This is a genomic window from Streptomyces sp. CB02400 (assembly GCF_001905725.1).
Taxonomy (GTDB): domain Bacteria; phylum Actinomycetota; class Actinomycetes; order Streptomycetales; family Streptomycetaceae; genus Streptomyces; species Streptomyces atrovirens.
The window spans coordinates 582,258-606,010 of record NZ_LIWB01000003.1 but is presented as its reverse complement, the minus strand read 5'-3'; the positions used below and the strand labels follow the sequence as shown (position 1 = coordinate 606,010).

General features: G+C 72.1%; 15 protein-coding genes and 1 pseudogene. 10 read left to right on the top strand and 6 right to left on the bottom strand.

The window, feature by feature from the left end:
- Nucleotides 1–130 precede the first annotated feature (130 nt).
- The 5 genes and pseudogenes from AMK33_RS10895 to AMK33_RS10875 form a co-directional block, all read right to left on the bottom strand.
- Nucleotides 131–499 carry a hypothetical protein gene (locus AMK33_RS10895; protein WP_073932577.1) on the bottom strand — a complete coding sequence of 123 codons (369 nt, stop codon included), beginning with the start codon at nucleotides 497–499 and terminating at the stop codon, nucleotides 131–133.
- A gap of 119 nt (nucleotides 500–618) precedes the next feature.
- On the bottom strand, nucleotides 619–897 hold the full coding sequence (locus AMK33_RS10890; RefSeq protein ID WP_143203817.1) for a hypothetical protein: 279 nt from the start codon (nucleotides 895–897) through the stop codon (nucleotides 619–621).
- Between the two features lie 63 nt (nucleotides 898–960).
- A pseudogene (locus AMK33_RS10885) lies at nucleotides 961–1,524 on the bottom strand (transposase); the annotation flags it as partial.
- A 150-nt stretch (nucleotides 1,525–1,674) separates the two neighbouring features.
- Nucleotides 1,675–2,925 carry a L,D-transpeptidase gene (locus tag AMK33_RS10880; RefSeq protein WP_201263005.1) on the bottom strand — a complete coding sequence of 417 codons (1,251 nt, stop codon included), beginning with the start codon at nucleotides 2,923–2,925 and terminating at the stop codon, nucleotides 1,675–1,677.
- A 150-nt stretch (nucleotides 2,926–3,075) separates the two neighbouring features.
- The gene (locus tag AMK33_RS10875) at nucleotides 3,076–4,311 is read right to left on the bottom strand and encodes a L,D-transpeptidase (RefSeq protein ID WP_073932574.1); all 1,236 of its coding nucleotides are present in this window, start codon (nucleotides 4,309–4,311) and stop codon (nucleotides 3,076–3,078) included.
- 188 nt (nucleotides 4,312–4,499) lie between these two features.
- Between AMK33_RS10875 and glgX the strand changes: the two genes are divergently transcribed.
- The 8 genes from glgX to AMK33_RS10835 all read left to right on the top strand — a co-directional run bounded on the left by glgX (nucleotide 4,500) and on the right by AMK33_RS10835 (nucleotide 18,639).
- A complete protein-coding gene (glgX, locus tag AMK33_RS10870) occupies nucleotides 4,500–6,752 on the top strand; it encodes a glycogen debranching protein GlgX (protein WP_073932573.1) in 2,253 nt (750 codons plus the stop codon).
- 150 nt (nucleotides 6,753–6,902) lie between these two features.
- The gene (locus AMK33_RS10865) at nucleotides 6,903–8,873 is read left to right on the top strand and encodes an ABC transporter ATP-binding protein (RefSeq protein ID WP_073932572.1); all 1,971 of its coding nucleotides are present in this window, start codon (nucleotides 6,903–6,905) and stop codon (nucleotides 8,871–8,873) included.
- Nucleotides 8,870–10,720: an ABC transporter ATP-binding protein gene (locus AMK33_RS10860; protein WP_073932571.1), complete on the top strand. Its 1,851-nt coding sequence runs from the start codon at nucleotides 8,870–8,872 to the stop codon at nucleotides 10,718–10,720. Before AMK33_RS10865 ends, AMK33_RS10860 begins: the two co-directional genes overlap by 4 nt.
- A 30-nt stretch (nucleotides 10,721–10,750) precedes the next feature.
- A complete protein-coding gene (locus AMK33_RS10855) occupies nucleotides 10,751–12,472 on the top strand; it encodes an ABC transporter transmembrane domain-containing protein (protein WP_073932570.1) in 1,722 nt (573 codons plus the stop codon).
- Nucleotides 12,469–14,265: an ABC transporter ATP-binding protein gene (locus AMK33_RS10850; protein ID WP_073932569.1), complete on the top strand. Its 1,797-nt coding sequence runs from the start codon at nucleotides 12,469–12,471 to the stop codon at nucleotides 14,263–14,265. Before AMK33_RS10855 ends, AMK33_RS10850 begins: the two co-directional genes overlap by 4 nt.
- A gap of 377 nt (nucleotides 14,266–14,642) precedes the next feature.
- A complete protein-coding gene (locus AMK33_RS10845) occupies nucleotides 14,643–16,691 on the top strand; it encodes a M4 family metallopeptidase (RefSeq protein WP_073932568.1) in 2,049 nt (682 codons plus the stop codon).
- Nucleotides 16,692–16,763: 72 nt separating this feature from the next.
- Complete coding sequence (locus AMK33_RS10840) at nucleotides 16,764–17,285, top strand: DUF1990 family protein (RefSeq protein WP_073932606.1); 522 nt, start codon at nucleotides 16,764–16,766, stop codon at nucleotides 17,283–17,285.
- Between the two features lie 313 nt (nucleotides 17,286–17,598).
- Nucleotides 17,599–18,639, top strand: a complete 1,041-nt coding sequence (locus AMK33_RS10835; RefSeq protein WP_073932567.1) for a glycoside hydrolase family 11 protein — start codon at nucleotides 17,599–17,601, stop codon at nucleotides 18,637–18,639.
- A gap of 73 nt (nucleotides 18,640–18,712) precedes the next feature.
- Here AMK33_RS10835 and AMK33_RS10830 read toward each other — a convergent pair whose 3' ends face one another.
- The gene (locus tag AMK33_RS10830) at nucleotides 18,713–21,331 is read right to left on the bottom strand and encodes a glycosyltransferase family 1 protein (protein ID WP_073932566.1); all 2,619 of its coding nucleotides are present in this window, start codon (nucleotides 21,329–21,331) and stop codon (nucleotides 18,713–18,715) included.
- Nucleotides 21,332–21,592: 261 nt separating this feature from the next.
- Here AMK33_RS10830 and AMK33_RS10825 point away from each other — a divergent pair, with 261 nt between their 5' ends.
- Nucleotides 21,593–22,795, top strand: coding sequence for a S8 family peptidase (locus AMK33_RS10825; RefSeq protein WP_073932565.1), 1,203 nt, complete (start codon nucleotides 21,593–21,595; stop codon nucleotides 22,793–22,795).
- Nucleotides 22,796–23,068: 273 nt separating this feature from the next.
- A partial coding sequence (locus tag AMK33_RS10820; protein WP_143203818.1) for a maltotransferase domain-containing protein occupies nucleotides 23,069–23,753 on the top strand: 685 nt, incomplete at its 3' end.

Here is a 23,753-nt window from a genome sequence, read left to right as displayed (position 1 = left end):
ACCGCGAAGAAGATAACGGGGAGCGGGCATCCATCCGTGGTTCCCTGTGGTTCCCCGCTCGTCTCCTGCTGATCGGGCACGTGAGGGGCACAGCGCCGCTCTGCGTGCACTCCCCTGCGAACTGGGCTCCTCAGGCTTCCGTGGGCGCGTCGTCGCCAGGCGCAAGGATCAGGTCGGCGTCTTCCGCCGTGGCTCCGTCCGAGGTGAACGGCAGGGCATCACCGTGCTGGGTCACGAGCCAGCCGATGATCTCTTCCGTGTTCGGAACGCCGTCCTCGAAGTTGCGCCAGTGCGCTCGGTGGCCTCGGCCGGGCAGGACGCCGACCACCTTGTGGGCCGGGATGAGGCGAGAGAAGTCCGGGTAATCGGTCACGGGTCGCATGACGCCACGCTCGGGGTCGACGACAAGGGCCGTGTGTGTCACTAGATCCCAGCCCTCGACGTTTGCCTGACGATGCGCGAACAGAGCTATCCAACCTGTACTGCTGAACTCCGTCATCTCATCCCATGTTCACAGAAGTGCGCTGCGGCCTCCCGCGAGCATATGGGGACCGGTGACGTTGAGGTCGGTGGAGCCTTAATGGCTGAGTCAAGAGGCTCCGCCGGCCGTTGGCGCTGTCAGGCGTCGGTGTCGGCGGCCTCTTCGAGCAGGTCCATGGCGCGGTTGTGGAAGCGGCGCTCGGCGTCGCGGCATGGGGCGTTGAAGAAGGCTCGTTGAGCTTCGGCAAGATCGCAGTCCAGTAGGCCCATGGTCACGAACACGACTTCCACCCCGTGACACCCGTTGTCCTTGAGGAACTGCTGAAGTGCGTCCCTGTCACTGGTTGCCTCCCAGACGGGCCGGGCGGTTTCCCGCATGACAGCGATGCGCGCTGATCGTTCTGCGTCGAAGCCCACTGGACCCGCCTTTCTGGTGTGGCCCGCAGGCTATCGCCAGGTAGGCGGGGTGCGCTGGGCCCGTCAAGCGGCCTGGGTGACGGGTGGATGGAGGGTGAAGGGTCTGCCGTCGCGCAGGAGGGCCCATAGAACATCGACACGTCGGCGGGCGAGGGCGATGACGGCCTGGACGTGCTTGTAGCCCTCGCTCCGCTTCTTCACGTAGTAGTCGCGGTTGGGGTCTTCGCGGATGGTGCTGGTCTGGGCGGACAGATAGAAGACACGGCGGAGGCGTCGGCTGTAGTGCTTGGGACGGTGGAGGTTGCCGGTGCGGCGTCCGGAGTCGCGTGGAACGGGCACGAGACCAGCGGCGGAGGCGAGGCGGCCTGCGTCGGCGTAGGCGCTCAGGTCACCGGCGGCGACGATGAACTCGGCTCCCAGGATGGGGCCCATGCCCGGCAGGGACTCGATGATGTGGGCCTGGGGGTGGGTGCGGAAGATCTGTCGGATCTGCTGGTCGATGTGCTTGAGCCGGTCGTCCAGGGCGAGGGCCTGTGTGGCGATGTCCGCGACGATGCCGGCGGCGACATCCTGGCCCGGCAGCGTGGCGTGCTGAGTCCTGGAGGTCTGCAAGGCGGTGGCGGCGACCGCTACTGGGCAGTGATCATGGGAGCGGCGAGCGCCTGTTACGGGCCGAGTCGGCGGGACGCGGACGGCTGACGCTCCGGGCGGAGCCGTATGCCGGAACAGCCCCGCACCCCTGGCGGGGCGCGGGGCTGTTCGTGTGCTTTCGTGTGCTTACGCCTTCCACTTCTCCCAGGACATGTTCCAGCCGTTGAGGCCGTTGTCCGGGGCGATGGTGGCGTCGTTGGAGTTCTTGACCTCCACCACGTCGCCGATCAGGGAGTTGTTGAAGAACCAGGCGGCCGGGGCCTCCTTGTCCCAGCCGCCGCGGACGTCGCGCAGGCCGACGCAGCCGTGGCTGGAGTTGCGGTTGCCGAAGGCGTCGCCGCCCCAGTAGTTGCCGTGCAGGAAGGTGCCGGAGGTGGACAGGCGCATGGCGTGCGGGACGTCCTTGATGTCGTACTCGCCGCCGTAGCCGACCGTGTCGCCGTTCATCCGGGTCACCGTCAGCTTCTCGCTGATGACCATCTTGCCGTTCCAGGTCTCGTAGCCGGGCGCGCCGGTGGTGACCGGGACGGTCTTGAGGAGCTTGCCGTCCCGCATGACCTTCATCGTGAGCTTCTTGGCGTCGACGACGGAGACCTGCTCGCGGCCGATGGTGAAGGAGACCTTCTTGGACTGCTTGCCGTAGACGCCGTCGCGGCCCTCGACGCCGTCGAGGTTGAGGTCGACGGTGACCTTGGTGCCGGCCTTCCAGTACTTCTCCGGGCGGAAGTCGAGGCGGTCGTTGCCGAACCAGTGGCCCTCGACCTCGACGGCCGGCTCGGTGGTGATCCGGATGGCCTTCTCGACGTCCTCGGGGTTGGTGATGCCCCGGGTGAAGCGGAGCGAGAACGGCATGCCGACGCCGACCTTGGAGCCGTCCTCGGGGGTGAAGTGCCCGATGAAGGTGTTCTTCGGCGTCAGCGTGGTGAAGCTGGAGTCCTCGGCCGCGGTGCGGCCCTCGGAGTCCTTGGCGACCGCGTGCACCGTGTACTTGGTGGAGGCGGCCAGGTGGGTGGACGGCGTCCAGGTGGCGCCGTCGCTGGATATCTCTCCGTCGATCTTGTCGCCGTCCGGGTTCTTGACGACGACCTCGGTCAGCTTGCCCTTGCTCGCGTTCACCTTCAGCGCGCCGCTGGTCTCGACGGACTTCGCGCCGTCCTCGGGCGCGATGCCGACCACGGCCTCGGACTGCTTGCTCTGCGCCGCGGTGGAGTCCTTGCCCTTGCCCTTGCCGTCGCCCGAGCCGGAGTTCTGCTCCGGGCCTCCGCCGCCGCAGGCGGTCACCGCCAGCATCACGCCGAGCGCCAGTGCCGCCAGCCTCCGGCCGCCGCGCCCCCGAGCGCCGACCGGCGCCGCCCCCGATATGGGCCCCACGTTCACTTGTTTCTCCCCTCGGCGGGCCCAGTCCCTGCCGGACCCGCGCCCCCGCGCGCCCCTCGCGCGCTCGGGCATAGTAACCACAGGCCAGAGGGGTTCGAGGCGGCGGGTTTGTCACCGTTCCGTTCCAAGTTCAACGGCCCGCCGAGGGAGTCACTTCACCGCGCTGCCCGCCTTCCACTTCTTCCAGTTCATGTTCCAGCCGCCGAGGCCGTTGTCGGGGGCGACCTCCTTGTCCTTGCTGTTGACGACCTCGACGACGTCGCCGATGAGACTGCGGTCGAAGAACCAGCCCGCCGGGGTGTCCGCCCCGCCGCCCTTCACGTCGCGCAGTCCGATGCAGCCGTGGCTGACGTTGGAGTCGCCGAAGACGTCGGTGCCGGCCCAGTAGTTGCCGTGCAGGAAGGTCCCGGAGCTGGTCAGGCGGATGGCGTGCGGGACGTCGGGGATGTCGTACTCGCCCTTGCCGTCGTCGTCGGTGAAGCCGACCGTCGCGCCGTTCATGCGGGTCACCTCGAGCATCTCGGTGATCACCATCCGGCCGTTGTACGTGGGCGTCTTCCGCGCCCCCGCCGTGATCGGCACGGTGGCCAGCAGCTCCCCGTCCCGGCGCACCCGCATGGTGTGCGCGGCGGCGTCGACCACCGACACCTGGCTGCGGCCGACGGTGAAGGTGAAGGTGCGGTGCTGGAGGCCGTAGACACCCGGCGCTCCCTCGACGTCGCGCAGGTTCAGGTCGACGGTGACCTCGGTGCCGGGCTTCCAGTACCGCTCGGGGCGGAAGTCGAGGCGGGAGTCGCCGAACCAGTGCGGGCGGATCTCGACGGCCGGGCGGGCGGTGACGCGGACGGCGCGCTCGACGGCCGCGCGGTGGACGATCTTCCGGTTGAACTCCAGGGAGACGATCATTCCGGTGCCGACCGTGGAGCGGTCCTCGGGCGCGACGTAGCCGATGAAGCGTTCCTCCGGGACAAAGGTGGTGAAGGTGGTGTGCCGGGCGGAGCGGCGGCCGTCGCCGTCCACGGCCACCGCGTCGACGGTGTACTTCGCGGCCAGCGCCAGCCGCGCGTCGTCGGGCTTCCAGGTCAGCCCGTCGGCGGAGATCCGCCCGGGGACCGGCGACTCCCGCGCGTCCTGCTCCACGACGACCTCCACCGACTCCAGCCGCCCGTCCGGCACGCGCACCCGCAGCGCCGAGTCGGGGCGTACGTCCTTGCTGCCGTCGTCGGGCGACACCCGGATGACGTCCTCGGCGGCCGGGGGCCCGAACGCCCCGCCGACGGTGCCGTCCGCGGTGCAGCCGGCGGCTCCGGTCAGCAGTCCTGCCCATGTCACTACGGCGGCCAGCACGGCCCTCGCGCGCCGTGCGCGCCCTTGTACGTACCTCACGCGGTGCCCAACGACGGTCCTCGCCTCCGGGAAACGACCATGCCGCCCCCCGGGGAAACGTGAGTGCGAGGCACGCTCTGGGCAGAACAGGGGGAGGACGACGCGCCGGGAGCCGCGGCCGGAGCCGATGAAACGGGCCGTACACCCCTGTCCGCCGTCGTCCCCCACGAGCCGCGGGAGGCTGACAGGTGTCCAGCGCAGCCGAGCAGGAGGCGGTGGCCTCGGAGCGGGCCACCGGGGACGGGCGCCCGGCCGCCGTCGTGAACGGCGCGCGGCCGGCGCCGCCCGTGCCCACGGTGCCCGTGCGGCCGGGCCGGCCGACGCCGCTGGGCGCCCGGTTCCGGGTCGGCCCGGACGGGGTGGCGGGGACCAACTTCGCGCTGTGGGCGGGCGGGGCGGAGGGGGTCGAGCTGTGTCTGTTCGACGAGCGGGGCAGGGAGAACAGGGCCCGGCTCACCGAGCTGACGCACGGGATCTGGCACGGCTTCGTGCCGGGTGTGCTGCCCGGACAGCGGTACGGCTACCGGGTGCACGGCCGCTGGGACCCGTGGACCGGCGCCCGCTGGAATCCGGCGAAACTGCTCCTCGACCCGTACGCGCGTGCGGTGGACGGGGACTTCCGGCTGCCGCCCGAGGTGTACGGGCACGTCCGCGACTGGCCGGAGCAGCATGTCGCGGACACCGTGCGCGACGACCGGGACTCCGCGCCGTACGTCCCCAAGGGTGTGGTCGTCCACGATGACGACGACTGGGCGGACGACCGCCGGCCGAAGACGCCGTGGGCGGACTCGGTGATCTACGAGCTGCACGTCAAGGGCTTCACGCGGCGGCACCCCGGCATCCCCGAGGAGCTGCGCGGCACGTACGCGGGGCTGGCGCACCCCGCCGCGATCGAGCACCTGGTCCGGCTCGGCGTCACGGCCGTGGAGCTGCTGCCGGTGCACCAGTTCGCGCACGAGGACCATCTGCTGCGGCGGGGGCTGCGCAACTACTGGGGCTACAACTCCATCGGCTACTTCGCCCCGCACGCCGGGTACGCGGCCTCCGGGACGAGGGGGCAGCAGGTCGGCGAGTTCAAGCGGATGGTGCGGGCCCTGCACGCGGCCGGCATCGAGGTGATCCTCGACGTGGTCTACAACCACACGGCGGAGGCGGGCGAGCTGGGCCCCACGCTCTCCCTGAAAGGCGTCGACAACCGCGGCTACTACCGCCTCCAGCCCGACGCCCGCCGCTACGCCGACTACACGGGCTGCGGCAACACCCTCCACGTCGTCCAGCCGCACGTCCTCCGCCTGATCACGGACTCCCTGCGCTACTGGGTGACCGAGATGGGCGTCGACGGCTTCCGCTTCGACCTGGCGGCGGCGCTGGCCCGCTCGATGCACGACGTCGACATGCTCTCCCCGTTCCTCGCGGTGATCGCCCAGGACCCGGTGCTGCGCCGGGTGAAGCTGATCGCCGAGCCGTGGGACGTCGGGTCCGGGGGCTACCAGGTGGGCGCGTTCCCGCCGCTGTGGACGGAGTGGAACGACCGCTACCGCGACGCCGTACGGGACTTCTGGCGGCACGCGCTGCCGGACGTACGGGAGATGGGCTACCGGCTGTCCGGCTCCAGCGACCTGTACGCCTGGGGCGGGCGGCGGCCGTACGCCTCGGTCAACTACGTCACCGCGCACGACGGTTTCACCCTGCGCGACCTCGTGTCGTACGACCGCAAGCACAACGAGGCGAACGGCGAGGGCAACCGGGACGGCACGGAAAACAACCGCGCCTGGAACTGCGGCGCGGAGGGGGAGACGGAGGACACCGGCGTACGGGCGCTACGACGGCGGCAGCTGCGGAACCTGCTGACCACGCTGCTGCTGTCGACGGGCGTACCGATGCTGGTCGCGGGTGACGAGATGGGCCGCACCCAGCGCGGCAACAACAACGCCTACTGCCAGGACAACGAGATCGGCTGGGTGGACTGGGCGCTCGTGGACGACCCGGACTGGCGGCCCCTGCTGGAGCTGACCTCCCGGCTGATCGCCCTGCGCCACCGGCACCCGGTGCTGCGCCGCCGGGCCTTCTTCTCCGGCCGCGCGCACTCCGCGGACGGGCTGCGCGACCTGGCCTGGTTCACCCCGCGCGGCACGGAGATGACCGAGGACGACTGGTACGCGCCGGCCGCCACGCTCGGCATGTACCTCTCCGGACGGGACATCCCGGGACGCGACGAGCACGGGGACCAGATCCTCGACGACAGCTTCCTGGCCGTCCTGCACGCGGGGGAGGCGCCGGTGGAGTTCGAGCTGCCGGGGCCGCCGTGGGCCCAGCGGTACGAGGTGGTCGTGGACACCGCGCGGGAGGAGCAGGACCGGGCGCCGGACGTGGAGCACCCCGCGGGGAGGCGGATCACGGTGCCGGGGCGGTCGGTGCTGCTGCTGCGGGTGCGGACCTGACCGTCCGCGACACACGAACGGGTATCGGCCGAACGGCTGATGCGGTACGTACGACTTTGCCGTAGCCGCAGGTCGTAGGACCAGCGGCGGAGGACGGTCCGGCCAAAACTCGGTGGGCAGTGTCAGTGGCGATCCGTAGGCTCGCTGCTGATGCCCACTACACCTTCTCCCCCGGAATCCCGCTCCACCGTGCGTACGTTGCTGCGGCTGTGGCCGTATGTGCGGCCCGTGCGGGCGCGGCTGTTCACCGCCGCGTTCGTCGCGATCGTCGCCTCCTGCATCGGCCTTGTCATCCCGCTCGTCCTGAAGTGGATGGTGGACGGCCCCATCGCCGACCGGGATCCGGCGGGGGTGTGGCTGGGCGCGCTGTACCTGCTGCTGCTCGGGCTGGCGGAGGCGCTGCTGTTCGGGTTCCGGCGGTGGCTGGTGGCGCGTCCGCTGTCGCACGTCGAGGCGGAGATGCGGGCGGGGCTGTACCGGCATCTGCAGCGGCTGCCGGTCGCGTTCCACGACCGGTGGCCGTCGGGGCAGCTGCTGTCGCGGGCCACGACGGATCTGATGCTGCTGCGGATGTTCCTGGCCTTCCCACTGACGTTCTTGCTGGTCAACGGGGTGACGATCCTCGTCGGCGTGATCATCATGCTGGTCCAGGACTGGACGCTGGGGCTGGTCATCCTGGTGCCGGCCGTGCCGGTGATGGTCACGTGCGTGGTGTTCGAGAAGCGGTACTCGGGCGCGGCGCGGCTGGCGCAGGACCAGGTGGGTGATCTGACGACGGTCGTCGAGGAGGGCGTGCTCGGCATCCGGATCATCAAGGGGTTCGGACGGCACCGCAGTCAGGCGCGGGCGTTCCGGGAGCTGGCGGGGAAGCTGCGGGGGACGGAGCTGCGCAAGGCGCGGCTGCTGGCGACGATCCTGGGCGTCATAGTGACGCTGCCGGAACTCGCCATCGGGGCGGCGTTGGTGCTGGGGGCCGTGCGGGTGGCGGACGGGTCACTGTCCGCGGGAACGCTGGTGGCGTTCTTGTCGACGGCGTTGGCACTGCGCTGGCCGGTGGACTCGATCGGCTTCCTGCTGGCCATGAGCCAGGAGGCGGCAACGGCCACGGAACGCTACTTCGAGGTCATGGACGCCGAGCCGGAATCCTCCGGAGCTGCGGGCAGTCGTGCCGCTGGGGCGATGGGGGTCCCCTCGCTCGAGCGAAGCCGAGAGTGGGGGAGGGTGGGCGCAGCGGCACCTCGTAGCGCCGAGCGGCGTGTCCAACCCCCGGGCGAGTCGCGCAACCCGGCGCTCACGGGGTGCCTCCCCCAGAGGGGGCACCCCCAGCCCAAGCGGCACGACTGCCCGCGGGAGGGCGGGGACGGCGGGGACGGTCTGATTTTCCACGGCGTCACCTTCCGCTACCCGGACGCGCCCGCTGACACGGCACCCGTACTCGACCGCATCGACCTGCGCATCCACCCCGGCGAATCCCTCGCCCTCGTCGGCGCCACCGGCAGCGGCAAAACCACCCTCACCGCCCTCGTCCCGCGCCTCCACGAAGTCACCGAGGGCCGCATCACCCTCAACGGCACGGACATCACCGAGATGTCCCGCGAGGAACTGCGCTCCCGCGTCGCCGTCGCCTTCGAGGAACCCACCCTCTTCTCGGCCAGCGTCGGCGAGAACGTACTGATGGGCGGCGGGGACGGCGAGGAAGACCTGGAGCGCGCCCTCGCCGTCGCCCAGGCCGACTTCGCGCACGCGCTGCCCCAGGGCACGGACACCCAGGTCGGCGAACAGGGCCTCAGCCTCTCCGGCGGCCAGCGCCAGCGCCTCGCGCTGGCCCGCGCCGTCGTCGGACGCCCCGACTTCCTGGTCCTCGACGACCCCCTGTCCGCGCTCGACGTGCACACCGAGGCCGCCGTCGAGGCCGCCCTGCGCCGGGTGCTCGCGGACACCACCGCCCTCATCGTGGCCCACCGCCCCTCCACGGTCCTCCTCGCCGACCGCGTGGCCCTGCTCTCCGGCGGCCGGATCACCGCGGTCGGCACCCACCACGAACTGCTGCGCGACAACCCCGAGTACGCGCACCTCATGTCCGGCGCCCCCGCGGGGAACCAGGAGGACGACGAGCGATGACGGCGACCACCACCGCACCCGCCCGGGACGAGGACGACGACCGGACCCCGCCCTCCGACGACCCCTTCGACCAGGACCAGCTGCCCACTCCCCCGGGCGCCACCGGCGTACTGCTGCGTTCCCTGCTCTCCCCCATGCGCGGCAGGGTCGCCGTCACCGCCCTGTTGCTGCTGCTCCAGCAGGCCGCCGTGCAGGCCGGCCCGCTGCTGGTGGCGTACGCCATCGACCGGGCCGTGCCCGCGTTCCGCGGCGACGACAACGGGCCGCTGATCGCGGTGGCGGTGGGCTACCTGCTGTGCGCGGTGGCGGCCGGCGCGCTGCAGTACGCCTTCGTCACCGCCTCCGCGCGGGTCAGCCAGGACGTGCTGCTCGATCTGCGCGGCCGTATCTTCCGGCACGCGCAGGCGCTCAGCGTCGACTTCCACGAGCGCTACACCTCGGGCCGGCTGATCTCCCGCTCCACCACCGACGTCGAGTCGCTGCGCGAGCTGCTGGAGGAGGGCCTGCAGGAACTGGTGATGGTCATCCTGTCGGCCGTCTACATCTCGGTGCTGCTGCTCTGGCTGGACCTGGGGCTCGGTGCCGTCGCGGTGGTGTCGTTCGTGCCGCTGTACCTGCTCGTACGGTCGTACCAGCGGCGGGCGGGGCGGGTGTACCGGAAGCGGTCGACGGCCATCGCGGCGGTGATCGTGAAGTTCGTCGAGACGATGAACGGCATCCGGCCGGTGCGTGCCTTCCGCCGGGAGGCCGTCAACGACGCCGAGTTCGCGGTGCTGAACCGGCGGCACGAGCGGACCAACGGCGACGCGCTCCTTGAGATGGCCCGCTACGTCGTCGGCTCCCGGATCACCGCCAACACCACGGTCGCGCTGATCGTGCTGTGGGGCGCCTACCGGGTCGCGGACGACACGCTGGAACTCGGTGTGCTGGCGGCGGCGGTGCTGTACCTGCGGCGGCTGTACGACCCGATCGACCGGCTCGGCATGTTCCTGAACTCCTACCAGTCGGCGGCGGCCTCGCTGGAGAAGATCGCCGGCCTGCTGGCGCAGACCCCGTCCGTGCCCGAGCCGTCGGCCCCCCGCGAGCTGCCGGAGCGGCGCTCCGGGCTCCCCGGCCGCGAGGTCGTCTTCGACGACGTCCGGTTCGCGTACCGCACCGGCGGCGAGGTGCTGCCCCGCTTCGGCCTCACCCTCCCGGCCGGGCAGACGGTCGCGGTCGTCGGCTCGACCGGGGCGGGCAAGTCGACGCTGGCGAAGCTGCTCGCCCGCTTCTACGACCCCACCGACGGCCGGGTGCTGCTCGACGGGACGGACCTGCGCGACCTCACGGGACGCGATCTGCGGCGCGAGGTGGTGATGGTGACGCAGGAGGCGTTCCTGTTCTCCGGCACGGTCGCCGAGAACATCTCGATCGGCCGGCCGGACGCCACCCGTCAGGAGATCGAGCAGGCGGCGAAGGAGATCGGCGCGCACGACTTCATCGCCGCGCTCCCCGACGGCTACGACACCGACGTACGCAAGCGGGGCGGCCGTATCTCGGCCGGTCAGCGCCAGTTGGTCGCCTTCGCGCGGGCGCTGCTCGCGGACCCGGCGGTCCTCATCCTCGACGAGGCGACCAGCTCGCTGGACATCCCCGGCGAGCGGGCGGTGCAGCGGGCGATGGCGACGGTGCTGAAGGGGCGTACGGCGGTGGTGATCGCCCACCGGCTGTCGACGGTGGAGATCGCCGACCGGGTCCTGGTCATGGAGCACGGACGGATCGTGGAGGACGGCAGTCCGGCCGGACTCATCGCCGGGACGGGCAGGTTCGCCGATCTGCACCGGGCCTGGCGGGACAGTCTGGCGTAGCCGCGACGGCACACAGGGGGAGGACGAGCGGTGATCGACGCCTACGAGGACCCCGGCACGCCCGACCGCCGGGGCGGGGCCCGGTATCTGTGGTGGCTGGTCATGCGGCAGCCGGGGCGGTGTGCGGCGGGGGCGGTGTTCGGCAGTGTGTGGATGGTGCTGCTGGCGGCGACGCCGTACGCGATGTCGCGGGCCGTGGACGACGGGCTGGGGGCGGGCGACATGGGGGCGCTGGTGCTCTGGACCGGGGCCCTGTTCGTGGTGAACGGGGTCAACTCCTGGCTGAGCATCATGCGGCACCGCACGATGACGCGGGTGCGGATGGACGCCAACTTCCGCACGGTGAAGGTGGTCGTGGGGCAGACGGTGCGGCTGGGGGCCTCGCTGGAACGGCGGGCCGGGGCCGGGGAGGTCGTCACCATCGGGGTGGGTGATGTGCAGATGATCGCCCAGTCGCTCACGGCCGTCGGGCCGGGGATCGGCGCGGTCGTGGCGTACGGGGTGGTGGCGGGGCTGCTGCTGTCGGTGTCGCCGCTGCTGGCCGTGGTGGTGCTGCTCGGGGTGCCGGTGATCGGGCTGGCCGTCGGGCCGCTGGCGGGGCGGTTGCAGGGCATGGAGACGGAGTACCGGGAGCGGCAGGGCGTGCTGACCGCGCGGATCGGGGATCTGGCGGGCGGGCTGCGGGTGCTGAGCGGGCTGGGCGGGAAGAACCTGGTCTCCGACGCGTTCCGCCGGGACTCGGGGCGACTGCGGGAGCAGGGGTACCGGGTCGGGGCCGTGACGAGCTGGATGCAGGCGCTCGCCGCGGGACTGCCGACGCTGTTCCTCGCGGGGGTGACCTGGATCGCGGCCCGGCTGGCCGCGCAGGGGCAGATCAGTGTGGGCGAGCTGGTGTCGGTGTACGGCTATGTGGCCGTCCTGGTGTGGCCGGTGATGTTCCTCATCGAGTGCGGATACCAGCTGAGCCGGGGTGTGGTGGCCGCCCGGCGGGTGACGGCGCTGCTGCGGCTCGATCCGCCGGCCGACGCCGCCACCGCCGACCCGCCGGCCGAGCCGTCCGTGCTGGAGGATCCGGAGTCGGGGGTGCGGGTGCCGCCGGGGCGGCTGACCGCGCTCACCGCCGTACGCCCCGCCGACGCGCTCGCCGTGGTGGACCGGCTCGGGCGGTACACGCCGTCGGCGGTCACCTGGGGCGGGGTCCGGCTGGACGGGATCGCGCTCGCGCGGGTGCGGGAGCGGATCCTGGTCGCCGACCCGGAGGCCGATCTGTTCGCCGGTCCGCTGCGGGAGGTGGTGGCCGGGCGCGGGGACCCGTCCGACGAGGACGTGCTGCGGGCGCTGCACGCGACCGCCGCCGAGGACATCGTGCAAGGGCTGCCCGAGGGGCTGGGCTCGACGGTGTCCGCGCAGGGCCGCAGCCTCTCCGGCGGTCAGCGGCAACGGGTGCGGCTGGCGCGGGCGTTGCTGGCCGACCCGGAGGTGCTGCTGGCGGTGGAGCCCACCTCGGCGCTCGACGCGCACACCGAGGCCACGGTCGCCGACCGGCTGCGCGCGGCCCGGAAGGGACGTACGACGCTGCTGGCCACCACCTCGCCGCTGGTGCTGGACCGGGCCGACCAGGTGCTCTTCCTGGCCGACGGGAAGATGGTGGCGAGCGGCAGCCACCGTGAACTGCTCGGCACCGAGCCCGGATACCGGGAGCTGGTGGCCAGGGACGCCGGCGAGAGCGCCGCCGAGGAGGTCGTGCGATGAGCGGGGAACGACTTCCCCTGGCCGGGCCCGCCGACGTGCGCCGGGCCGCCGCGGGGCTGGTGCGGGCGGACGGGCGGGCCTTCGCCGGCGTACTGGTCCTGAACGCGCTGGCGGCCGTGGCGGGGCTGGCCGGGCCCTGGCTGCTGGGGCGGATCGTCGACGAGGTGCGCGACGGGGGCGGGGTGGCGGTGGTGGACCGGCTGGCGCCGGTCATCGTGGCGTGCGCCGTCACCCAGTTGCTGCTGTCCCGCTGGGCCCGGTACGTGGGGCACCGCTTCGGGGAACGGACGCTGGCGCGGGTGCGGGAGCGGTTCGTGGACCGGGCGCTGGGGCTGCCCTCGTCGGTGGTGGAGCGGGCCGGCACCGGTGATCTGACCGCGCGGGGGACGGCCGATGTGACCGCCGTCGGTACGACCCTGCGCGACGCCGGGCCCTCACTGCTGGTCAACGGGGTGCAGTCGCTGTTCGTGATGGCGGCGGTCGTGGTGGTGGATCCGCTGCTCGGCGCCCTCGGGCTGCTGTGTCTCACGCCGATCTGGCTCGCGGTGCGCTGGTATCTGCGCCGGGCGCGCGACGCCTACCTCGCCGAGGGCGCGGCCAACTCGGACGTGGCGGAGATCGTCGCGGCGACGGCGGCGGGGGCCCGCACCGTGGAGGCGTTCCGGCTTCAGGAGCGGCGGGTCCGGGCCGGCCGGGAGGCGCTGGAGACCTCCCGCCGCGCCCGCTTCCACACGCTGTTCCTGCGCACGGTGTTCTTCCCGGTGGTCGAGGTGTCGTACGCCGTGCCGGTGGCCGGGGTGCTGCTGATCGGCGGGGTGCTGCACGAGCGGGGCGCGGTGAGCCTCGGGGCGGTGGTGAGCGCGTCCCTGTATCTGCTCCAGTTGAGCGGGCCGCTGGACGAGGTGCTGATGCGGGTCGAGCAGTTGCAGAGCAGCGGGGCGTCGTTCGCCCGGGTGGAGGGGCTGGCCCGGGCGCCGCGCGCGGCGGAGCCGGGCGACAGTCCGGATCCGGCCGGTGACCGCATCGACGTGACCGGGGTGCGCTACGCCTACGACGGGGGCGTCGAGGTGCTGCGCGGGGTCGATCTGACGGTGAAGCCGGGCGAGCGGCTCGCGGTGGTGGGGCCGTCCGGGGCGGGCAAGACCACGCTGAGCCGGCTGCTCGCGGGCGTGGACGCGCCGGCCTCGGGGAGCGTGACGGTGGGCGGGGTGCCGGTGGCCGGCCTGGACCCGGAGCGGCTGCGGCGGCAGGTGGTGCTGGTCACCCAGGAGCACCACGTGTTCCTCGGATCGGTCCGTGACAATCTGCGCATCGCCGAACCGGGCGCCGGGGAGGGCGAGTTGTGGGCGGCGCTGGCCGTGGTCGGCGCCGAGGCGTGGGTGCGGGAGCTGCCGGAGGGGCTGGACACGGAGCTGGGCGAGGGCGGTCACGCCACCGACGGTTCGCAGGCGCAGCAGCTCGCGCTGGCGCGGGTGGTGCTGGCCGATCCGCACACGCTGATCCTCGACGAGGCCACCGCCCTGCTCGACCCGGCCACCGCCCGGCACACCGAGCGCGCGCTGGCGGCCGTCCTGGAGGGCCGTACGGTCATCGCCGTCGCCCACCGCCTCCACACCGCCCACGACGCCGACCGCGTGGCCGTCATGGAGAACGGCCGACTGACCGAACTCGGCACACACGACGCCCTGGTGACGGCCGACGGGGTCTACGCGGCTCTGTGGCACTCCTGGCACGGCGACCGCCCACCCAACACAACCAGCCCGTCCGGCACAACCAGCCCGTCCGGCGTTTGAGGACAAGGCCCGTCCAGGGCCGAAGGGGGTCCGGGGGCACAGCCCCCGGGGACGGGACGGGAAGGGGCAGCGGGGGCGAATCCCAAAACCCCGCACCCCTCCGACCCGCCGCAGACACGCCACCCCCTCAACTGTTCGTATACCGAACGTGAACTCCCGGACAACGAACGATTTCCAGCCAAATCCTTGACGCGCCCCTGACAGAAACCCCGATCACCTGCCACTCTTCCCACGGCCGCTCAACAGCAACCCCACAGCACACCCCACCGCTGCCCCGCGGTCACAGCGAAATGCACTTCCGTTCTGCCCGGCCGGCCCACCCGCCGCCCGGTTCTCCCCAGGCCGCGCGATCCGCGGCCACGCAGAAGGAGTCAGCGTTGAGAAGCAGGTCGTCCCACAGACGCACCCCCCACGCCACGCACCGCCGTGCCGCCGCCGTCGCCCTCGCCGGGGTGGCCGCGCTGATCGCCACGGCCGTGCAGTCCGGCAGCGCCACCGCCGCCCCCGAGCAGGCACCGGCGGCGGCGAGCAAGGCGAAGCCCGGTTCCGAGTCGGTCAAGCTCACCCCCGCCCAGCGCGCCGCGCTGATCCGGGAGGCGAACGCCACCAAGGCGGAGACCGCCAAGGACCTCGGCCTGGGCGCGAAGGAGAAGCTCGTCGTCCGTGACGTCCTCAAGGACCGCGACGGCACCGTGCACGTCCGCTACGAGCGCACCTACGACGGTCTGCCCGTCCTCGGCGGCGACCTGGTCGTCCAGGGCGACGCGCCCGGCGCGGCCGACTCCGTCGTCAAGGCCACCCGGACCGCGGTGAAGCCCGCGACCACCACCGCCAAGGTGCCGGCCGCCGAGGCCGAGCAGCAGGCCCTGTCCGCCGCGAAGGCCGAGAAGGCCGAGGGCGCCGACGTCGACCGGGCCCCGCGCAAGGTGATCTGGGCCGCCGAGGGCAAGCCGGTCGTGGCGTACGAGACGGTCGTCGGCGGCCTCCAGCACGACGGCACCCCGCAGGAGCTGCACGTCGTCACCGACGCCACCACGGGCGAGAAGCTGTACGAGTGGGAGGCCATCCAGAACGGAACCGGCCACACCGTCTACAGCGGCACCGTCGACCTGACCACCACCCAGTCCGGGTCGTCGTACAACCTCACCGACGGGGCGCGCGGCAACCACCGCACGTACAACCTCAACCGCGGCACCTCCGGCACCGGCACGCTGTTCTCCGGCTCCGACGACGTCTGGGGCAACGGCAGCCCGTCCAACCTGGAGTCGGCCGCCGCCGACGCCCACTACGGGGCCGCGCTGACCTGGGACTACTACAAGAACGTGCACGGCCGCAGCGGCATCCGCGGCGACGGCGTGGGCGCCTACTCCCGGGTCCACTACGGCAACAACTACGTCAACGCCTTCTGGTCCGACAGCTGCTTCTGCATGACCTACGGCGACGGCTCCGGCAACGCCAACCCGCTCACCTCGATCGACGTGGCCGCGCACGAGATGACCCACGGTCTCACCTCGAACACCGCGGGCCTCAACTACAGCGGCGAGTCCGGCGGCCTGAACGAGGCGACCAGCGACATCTTCGGCTCGACCGTCGAGTTCTACGCCAACAACTCCTCCGACGTCGGTGACTACCTCATCGGCGAGGAGATCGACATCAACGGCGACGGCACCCCGTTGCGCTACATGGACGAGCCGAGCAAGGACGGCGCGTCCAAGGACTACTGGTACTCCGGTATCGGCAACGTCGACGTGCACTACTCGTCCGGCCCCGCGAACCACTTCTTCTACCTGCTGAGCGAGGGCAGCGGCACCAAGACCATCAACGGTGTCACCTACGACTCGCCCACCTCGGACGGCCTCCCGGTCACCGGCATCGGCCGCGCCAAGGCGGAGAAGATCTGGTTCCGCGCGCTGACCACCAAGTTCACCTCCACCACCAACTACGCGGGCGCCCGCACCGGCACCCTGGCGGCGACCGGTGAGCTGTACGGCACGGACAGCGCCGAGTACAAGGCGGTGCAGGACGCGTGGGCGGGCATCAACGTCGGCTCGCGCTCCGACGACGGCGGCGGCGGTGACGGTACGACCTTCGAGAACAACACCGACGTGACCATCCCGGACTACGGCTCCGCGGTGACGTCCTCGATCACCGTCTCCGGGCGGACGGGCAACGCGCCCTCCAACCTCCAGGTCACGACCGACATCGAGCACACCTGGAGCGGTGACCTGGTCGTCGACCTGCTGGCCCCGGACGGCACCGCGTACAACCTGCGCAACCGCAGCGGCGGCTCCGCGGACGACATCAAGGAGACCTTCACGGTCAACGCCTCCTCCGAGGCCGCCAACGGCACCTGGCGGCTGCGGGTGCAGGACCGGGCACGGTACGACACCGGCTACATCAGCGGCTGGAAGCTCACCTTCCCGTAAACCGGGAACGAGTGCCACGAGCGGCGCCCCGCCTTTCTCCAAGGCGTGGGCGCCGCCCTACTCTTGGGTCCCATGTCTTCGGCGGACTTCACCTACGACCACGTCGGCGCGACCCGGGAACCCGGCTTCTGCCCTCCCGGCTTCCACCCGATGCACGTCCGCACCCGCCTCGGCGAGGGCGAGGCCGTCTTCCGGCAGGCGGCTCGGGCGCTGCTCACCTGGGAGCTGCACCGGGAGCTGGGGGTCGGTGTCGAGGCCGCCGCCGACCGCGCGGCCCCGGACGTCGACGTCACCATCACCCTCGCCGGGGTCGTGAAGGCGCCCTGCCGCGTGGTGTGGACGGTGGAGGAGCACCGCAGGGCCGGCTGGGCGTACGGCACCCTGGCCGGGCACCCCGAGTGCGGCGAGGAGTCCTTCGTCGTGGACCGCACCGGCGACGGAACGGTGTGGCTGACGGTGGAGGCGTTCAGCCGGCCGGCCCGCTGGTACTCCCGCGCGGGCGGCCCGGCCACCCGCGCGATGCAGCACGCTTACGCCCGCCGCTGCGGCAAGGTGCTGCGCCGCCTGGCCACGCAGGGCCTCGAGGAGTACTGACACCCGGACGGCGACGTCGGAAAGGGTTCGAAAGTTTCGAACCACCGCATCGACGAGTCCCCCGAAACCCCCTCCCCCAGCGCTCGACGCACTCGTCTCGCCCCAGCTACCGCAACGGCCCACAACACCGAATACTTTCGGGAGCATTACGAAACCATTGACAACTCCTCTGCCGCGGAAGACCGTTGTGGCGCTCCCCGGTCCTACGTCACGGACGTAGGACCGGTCCCCTGTCGCCTCGTCGGTGAGCGCCGAGGTGTGCTCGGCGTGTCTCCCCGTCACTGACGTGCCCTTCACGAGGAGGAACAGTTCTATGAGCGAATCCCCCCACAGCTCCGACCCACGGACGGTCAGCCGCAGAAGGTTCGTCCTCGGCGGTGCCGGGGCACTGGTGGCAGCGGCGGGGTCCGGACTGCTGCTGCCCGGCACGGCACGGGCCGACCAGGTCCTCACCAGCAACTCGACCGGTACGTACAACGGGTACTACTACTCCTTCTGGACCGACGACCCCGGCTCCGTCACCATGACGCTGGGAGCCGCCGGGCAGTACAGCAGCCAGTGGAGCAACACCAACAACTGGGTCGGCGGCCTCGGCTGGAGCAACGGCAGCCGCCGGAACGTCACCTACTCCGGCACGTTCAACCCGGGCAGCAACGGCTACCTGGCGCTGTACGGGTGGACCGCGAACCCGCTGGTGGAGTACTACATCGTCGAGAACCACGGCCCGTACAACCCCGGGTCGGCCGGCCAGCGGCGCGGCACGGTCAACGCCGACGGCGGCACGTACACGATCTACGAGTCCACGCGGACCAACGCGCCGTCGGTGGAGGGCACCAAGACCTTCCAGCAGTACTGGAGCGTCCGGAACAGCAAGCGGTCCAGCGGCACCATCAACACCGGCACGCACTTCGACGCCTGGGAAGCGGCCGGGATGCCGATGGGGGCCTTCAACTACTACATGATCATGGCCACCGAGGGCTACCAGAGCACCGGCAGCTCCAACATCACCCTCGGTGGTGGCGGCGACGGGGGCACTCCCACGACACCGCCGCCGGGCGCCTGCAGCGCCACCTACCGCACCACCAACGCGTGGAACAACGGCTTCAACGGTGAGGTGACCATCACCGCGGGCAACGGCGGCGTCACCAACTGGAGCGTGCCGCTGACGCTGGCCGGCAACCAGACGATCGCCTCGCTCTGGAACGGCACCGCCAGCAGGAACGGGAACGTGGTGACCGTGACCCCGGCCGGCCACAACCGCACCCTGGGCGCGGGACAGTCGACGTCGTTCGGCTTCACCGTCAACGGGCCCTCCAGCCCGGCGCCGTCGGTCGGCAGCTGCGGCGCGGGCTGATCCGGCGTCCCACTCCCCCCACGCCTCGGCGCGGTGCCCCTCGGCACCGCGCCGTCGCCCGCCCGGGGAGACCTCACCGCATCAGCAGCCCCGCAGCCTCCACCACGTCCTCCGAGGGCACCGCGACCAGCCCCAGCTCGGCACCCGACGCCAGCAGGCGATGGCTGGGCAGAATCCGCACCGTGTACCCGAAGGGCCCCGTACGGTCCAGGGCGAGCGGACCCTCGTACACCCAGCGCCCCTCCCCGTCCGGCGCACCCACCGGCTTCAGCGGCACAGCCGTCGCACCGGTGATCCGGTCCTCCCCGTCCACCCGCCCGGACACCGCCTGCACCTCGACGTCCTCCGGTTTCAGACCGCCCAGCCCCACCCGCACCCGCAGCGCGAGCGTGCTGCCGAGCTCCGCGGTGGCCGCCGTCACGGACGTCTCGACATGATCGACGGTCACCCCGTGCCAGGCGGCACGCACCCGCGCCTTCCACCCGGCGAGCGCACGCGCGGACTCCGCGTCCATCGCACGATGGGCGTGCGCGGCAGGCACGTACAGCCGCTCCACGTACTCCCGGACCATCCGCCCGGCCAGCACCTTCGGCCCGAGCAGGCTCAGCGTCCGCCGCACCATCTCGATCCACCGGTCCGGCAGCCCGCCGTGCCCCCGGCCGTAGAAGCACGGGGTGATCCGCTGCTCCAGCAGGTCGTACAGCGCCGCGGCCTCTATGGCGTCGCGCCGGTCCGGATCGGTCCCGGCCCCGTCGGCCGTGGGGACGGCCCAGCCGAAGTCGGGCTGGAACCACTCGTCCCACCAGCCGTCGAGGACGGACAGGTTGAGGCAGCCGTTGAGCGCCGCCTTCATCCCGCTGGTGCCGCACGCCTCCAGCGGCCTGAGCGGATTGTTCAGCCAGATGTCGCAGCCGGGGTAGAGCTTCTGCGCCATCGCCATGCCGTAGTCGGGCAGGAACACGATCCGGTGCCGTACGCGCGGGTCGTCGGCGAAGCGGACCAGTTCCTGGATGAGCCGCTTGCCGCCGTCGTCCGCCGGGTGCGCCTTGCCCGCGACCACGATCTGCACCGGCCGCTCGGGGTGCAGCAGCAGGTCCATCAGCCGGTCCCGGTCGCGCAGCATCAGCGTCAGCCGCTTGTACGACGGGACGCGCCGGGCGAAGCCGATGGTCAGCACGTCCGGGTCGAGCACCCCGTCGATCCAGCCCAGCTCGGCCGTGCCGGCACCGCGCTGCCGCCAGGAGGCGCGCAGCCGCTCGCGCACCTCCAGCACCAGCAGTTCCCGCAGGGAGCGGCGCAGCTCCCAGATGTCCTGGTCGGCGATGTCCGCGACGGAGTCCCAGCGGTCGGAGTCGCCGACGCTCAGCGCCTCCTCGGTGCGCTGGGCGCCGATCTGCCGGGCGCCGAGCCGGAACACCTCGGGGGCGACCCAGGTGGGCGCGTGCACCCCGTTCGTCACGGAGGTGATGGGCACCTCCTCGGGGTCGAAGCCCGGCCAGAGTCCGGCGAACATCTCGCGGCTGACGTTGCCGTGCAGCAGGGAGACGCCGTTGGCGCGCTGGGCCAGGCGCAGGCCCATCACGGCCATGTTGAACAGGTTGGGCTCACCGCCGGGGTAGCTCTCCATGCCGAGCCGGAGGACGCGGTCGACCTCCATGTTCGGCAGTTCGGCGTGCGGGCCGAAGTGCCGGGCGACCAGTTCGCGGTCGAAGCGGTCGATGCCGGCCGGGACGGGCGTGTGGGTGGTGAACACGGTCCCCGCGCGGACCGCCTCCAACGCCGCGTCGAAGTCCAGCCCGTCCGCGCGCAGTTCGGCGATGCGCTCCAGGCCGAGGAAGCCGGCGTGGCCCTCGTTGGTGTGGAACACCTCGGGCGCGGCGTGCCCGGTCAGCTCGCAGTACGCACGTACCGCCCGGACCCCTCCTATGCCGAGCAGCATCTCCTGGAGCAGCCGGTGTTCGCTGCCGCCGCCGTAGAGCCGGTCGGTCACCCCGCGTTCGCCGAGGTCGTTCTCCTCGACGTCGGAGTCCAGCAGGAGCAACGGGATCCTGCCGACCTGGGCCAGCCAGATCCGGGCGCGCAGGGAGCGGTCGCCGGGCAGGGCGAGGGTGACCTGGGCGGGGGTGCCGTCGGGCTCCTCGAGCTGGTCCAGGGGCAGCTCGTTGGGGTCGAGCACGGGGTAGTGCTCCTGCTGCCAGCCGTCCCGGGACAGGGACTGGCGGAAGTAGCCGTGCCGGTAGAGCAGGCCGACGCCGATGAGGGGGACGCCGAGGTCGCTGGCGGCCTTGAGGTGGTCACCGGCGAGGATGCCGAGTCCTCCGGAGTACTGCGGCAGGGCGGCCGTGATGCCGAACTCCGGGGAGAAGTAGGCGACGGCGGCGGGCAGCCGGTCGGTCTGCGCCTGGTACCAGCGGTCGCCGGTCATATAGGCGTCCAGATCGGCGGCGACCGCGTCGAGGCGGTCCAGGAAGTCACGGTCACCGGCCAGCTCGGTGAGCCGCTCGGCCGCCACGCTGCCGAGCAGCCGTACGGGGTCGCAGCCGGCGGCGGCCCAGCGTTCGGGGTCGACGGAGCGGAACAGGTCACGGGTCCCGGCGTGCCAGGACCAGCGCAGGTTGCGGGCCAGGTCGCTCAGGGGGCGCAGGGGTTCGGGGAGCACGGGTCGGACGGTGAATCGACGGATCGCCTTCACAAGTCACCTCGGCGCGTTCGTGAGAGACGCGGTGTGCGTCCGGGCATCGTTGCCGACAGTACCGGCGCGGACACGGTCCGCGTGGGAAGCCGGGGGACACGGGCACCTTCGCACCCCCGGCCAAACGATTCACTTCACGGCGGATATGGCCGATTCCGCCCCCATAGGCGTTCTTGTCGCGGTTCACCCCACACGAGACGCTTCCCCTTTGGCGTGCCGGCCCGCGCCGGACGCGCCGAGTGGAGGAGGGGAACCCGGACCATGGCACGGACGCGCGGACGGCGTGCGCGCCGGGCGGGGGTCATGACGGCGGTGCTGTGCACCGCGGCGGTCTCGGCCGCCACCCTGCCCGCGCACGCCGCACCACAGGGACGCATACTCGGCGCCGGGGCACCCGGCTCCGTGACCGGCAGTTACCTGGTGACGCTGGAGGAGGGGACGACGGCCGGCTCGGCGGCAGGCAAGGCCCTCGCCGAACGGTACGGGGCGAGAATCAGCCACGCTTACGGCACGGTGCTCAACGGGTACGCCGTACGGGCGGACGCGAGACAGGCCGGGCGTCTGGCCGCCGATCCGAGGGTCGCCTCGGTCGTCCAGGACACCCGCGTGACGCTGGACCACTCCAGGAAGAACCCGCCGTCCTGGGGCCTGGACCGCATCGACCAGCGGAACCTCCCGCTGGACGAGCACTACACCCGGCCGGAGTCGGCGGGCGCCGGGGTGACGGTCTACGTGATCGACACCGGCGTACGGACCACGCACGAGGAGTTCGCCGGACGGGCCCGCCACGGCTGGGACTTCGTGCAGAACGACCGGACCGCGCAGGACGGCAACGGACACGGCACGCACGTCGCCGGGATCGTCGCGGGCACCTCGTACGGGGTCGCCGAGAAGGCGGGCGTCGTCTCCGTGCGCGTCCTGGACGACGCCGGCGCCGGCACCACCGCCCAGGTGATCGCCGGCATCGACTGGGTCACCCGGAACGCGAGGAAGCCCGCGGTCGCCAACCTCAGCCTGGGCGGCTTCCACAACGCACAGCTGAACGCCGCCGTCCGCACCTCCATCGCCTCCGGTGTCACCTATACGGTCGCCGCGGGCAACGAAGGCGGGCCGGCCGCGCTGTACTCGCCGGCGGGCGTGAAACAGGCCGTCACGGTCGGCGCGACCGACCGGCAGGACAAGAAACCGGCCTTTTCCAACCACGGCTCGGCGCTCGATCTGTTCGCCCCGGGGGTGTCGATCACCTCGGCCTCCGCCGCGAGCGACACCGCGCGGGTCACCTACTCGGGTACGTCGATGGCGTCCCCGCACGTGGCGGGCGCGGCGGCGCTGTATCTCGCCGAGCACCGGCGGGCGACCCCGGCCCAGGTGGCGAACGCGCTGGTCAAGGGCGCGGCGAGCGGGAAGGTGGCCGGGCGCGGGCTCGGTTCGCCGAACCGGCTGCTCCAGGTTCCGCGCGCGTAGCGGCGCCCGCGCGGGATGCCGGACACCGTCCGCCCGGGACGGCACCGGACGACATCGGCGGCCGTGGGAGCGGGCCCACCGACGACCGGCCCCGTCCCGTGCGGACGGGGCCGGTCTTGTGTGTCGACATACGCGCGAGTAGTTAGCAACGTGCCGGATTGCCCACCCGAACAGTGTGGGAAGGCTCCTGCGGGTACCCCCTCAGCAACACCACGCAGGACCCACCTCCCCACAGTCATCCGCCCACCCACGTTGACGCGGACAGGAGCGGTCATGCCCGCCAAGCACCACTCGTCATCCCCTCCGACACCAGGCGCCGCCCGGACACCCGTGAAGCGCGGCGCCGGATCCTCTCCGGTCCGCCCGGCCGAGACCGGTCCCCCGCCGCCGCCCGCCTCTGTGACACCGGTCCCCGCGACCGCCGTGGGGCGCATTCCCGTCCTCGACGTCCGGCCGATGGTCCGGCAGGGGCGCCGGCCGACGAAGGCCGTGACCGGTGAGACGTTCGAGATCTCGGCGACCGTGTTCCGGGAGGGGCACGACGCGGTGGCCGCCGATGTGGTGCTGAAGGACCCCGAGGGACGTCCGGGGCCGTTCACACCGATGCGGGAGCTCGCGCCCGGCACGGACAGGTGGGGGGCGACCGTCACCGCCGGGGAGCCGGGGCTGTGGACGTACACCGTGGAGGCGTGGGGCGATCCGGTCACCACCTGGCGGCACCACGCGCAGATCAAGATCCCGGCGGGCATGGACACCGGGGTCGTCCTGGAGGAGGGCGCCCGGCTGCACGAGCGGGCGGCGGCCCAGGTGCCCGACTCCGGGTCCAGGAGCGTCCTCCTCGCCGCCGTGGACGCCCTGCGCGACGAGAGCCGTCCGGCGGCGTCCCGGCTGGCGGCGGCGTTGACGCCGGAGGTGGACGCGGTGCTGGCCCGGCACCCGCTGCGGGAGCTGGTCACCA

Bases quoted from the DNA above. Each gene is read 5' to 3' on its own strand.
- AMK33_RS10860 (WP_073932571.1), top strand. From the start codon at position 8,870: ATGACGGCGACCACCACCGCACCCGCCCGGGACGAGGACGACGACCGG.
- AMK33_RS10850 (WP_073932569.1), top strand. From the start codon at position 12,469: ATGAGCGGGGAACGACTTCCCCTGGCCGGGCCCGCCGACGTGCGCCGG.
- AMK33_RS10895 (WP_073932577.1), bottom strand. From the start codon at position 499: ATGACGGAGTTCAGCAGTACAGGTTGGATAGCTCTGTTCGCGCATCGT.
- AMK33_RS10840 (WP_073932606.1), top strand. From the start codon at position 16,764: ATGTCTTCGGCGGACTTCACCTACGACCACGTCGGCGCGACCCGGGAA.
- AMK33_RS10835 (WP_073932567.1), top strand. From the start codon at position 17,599: ATGAGCGAATCCCCCCACAGCTCCGACCCACGGACGGTCAGCCGCAGA.
- AMK33_RS10865 (WP_073932572.1), top strand. From the start codon at position 6,903: ATGCCCACTACACCTTCTCCCCCGGAATCCCGCTCCACCGTGCGTACG.
- AMK33_RS10825 (WP_073932565.1), top strand. From the start codon at position 21,593: ATGGCACGGACGCGCGGACGGCGTGCGCGCCGGGCGGGGGTCATGACG.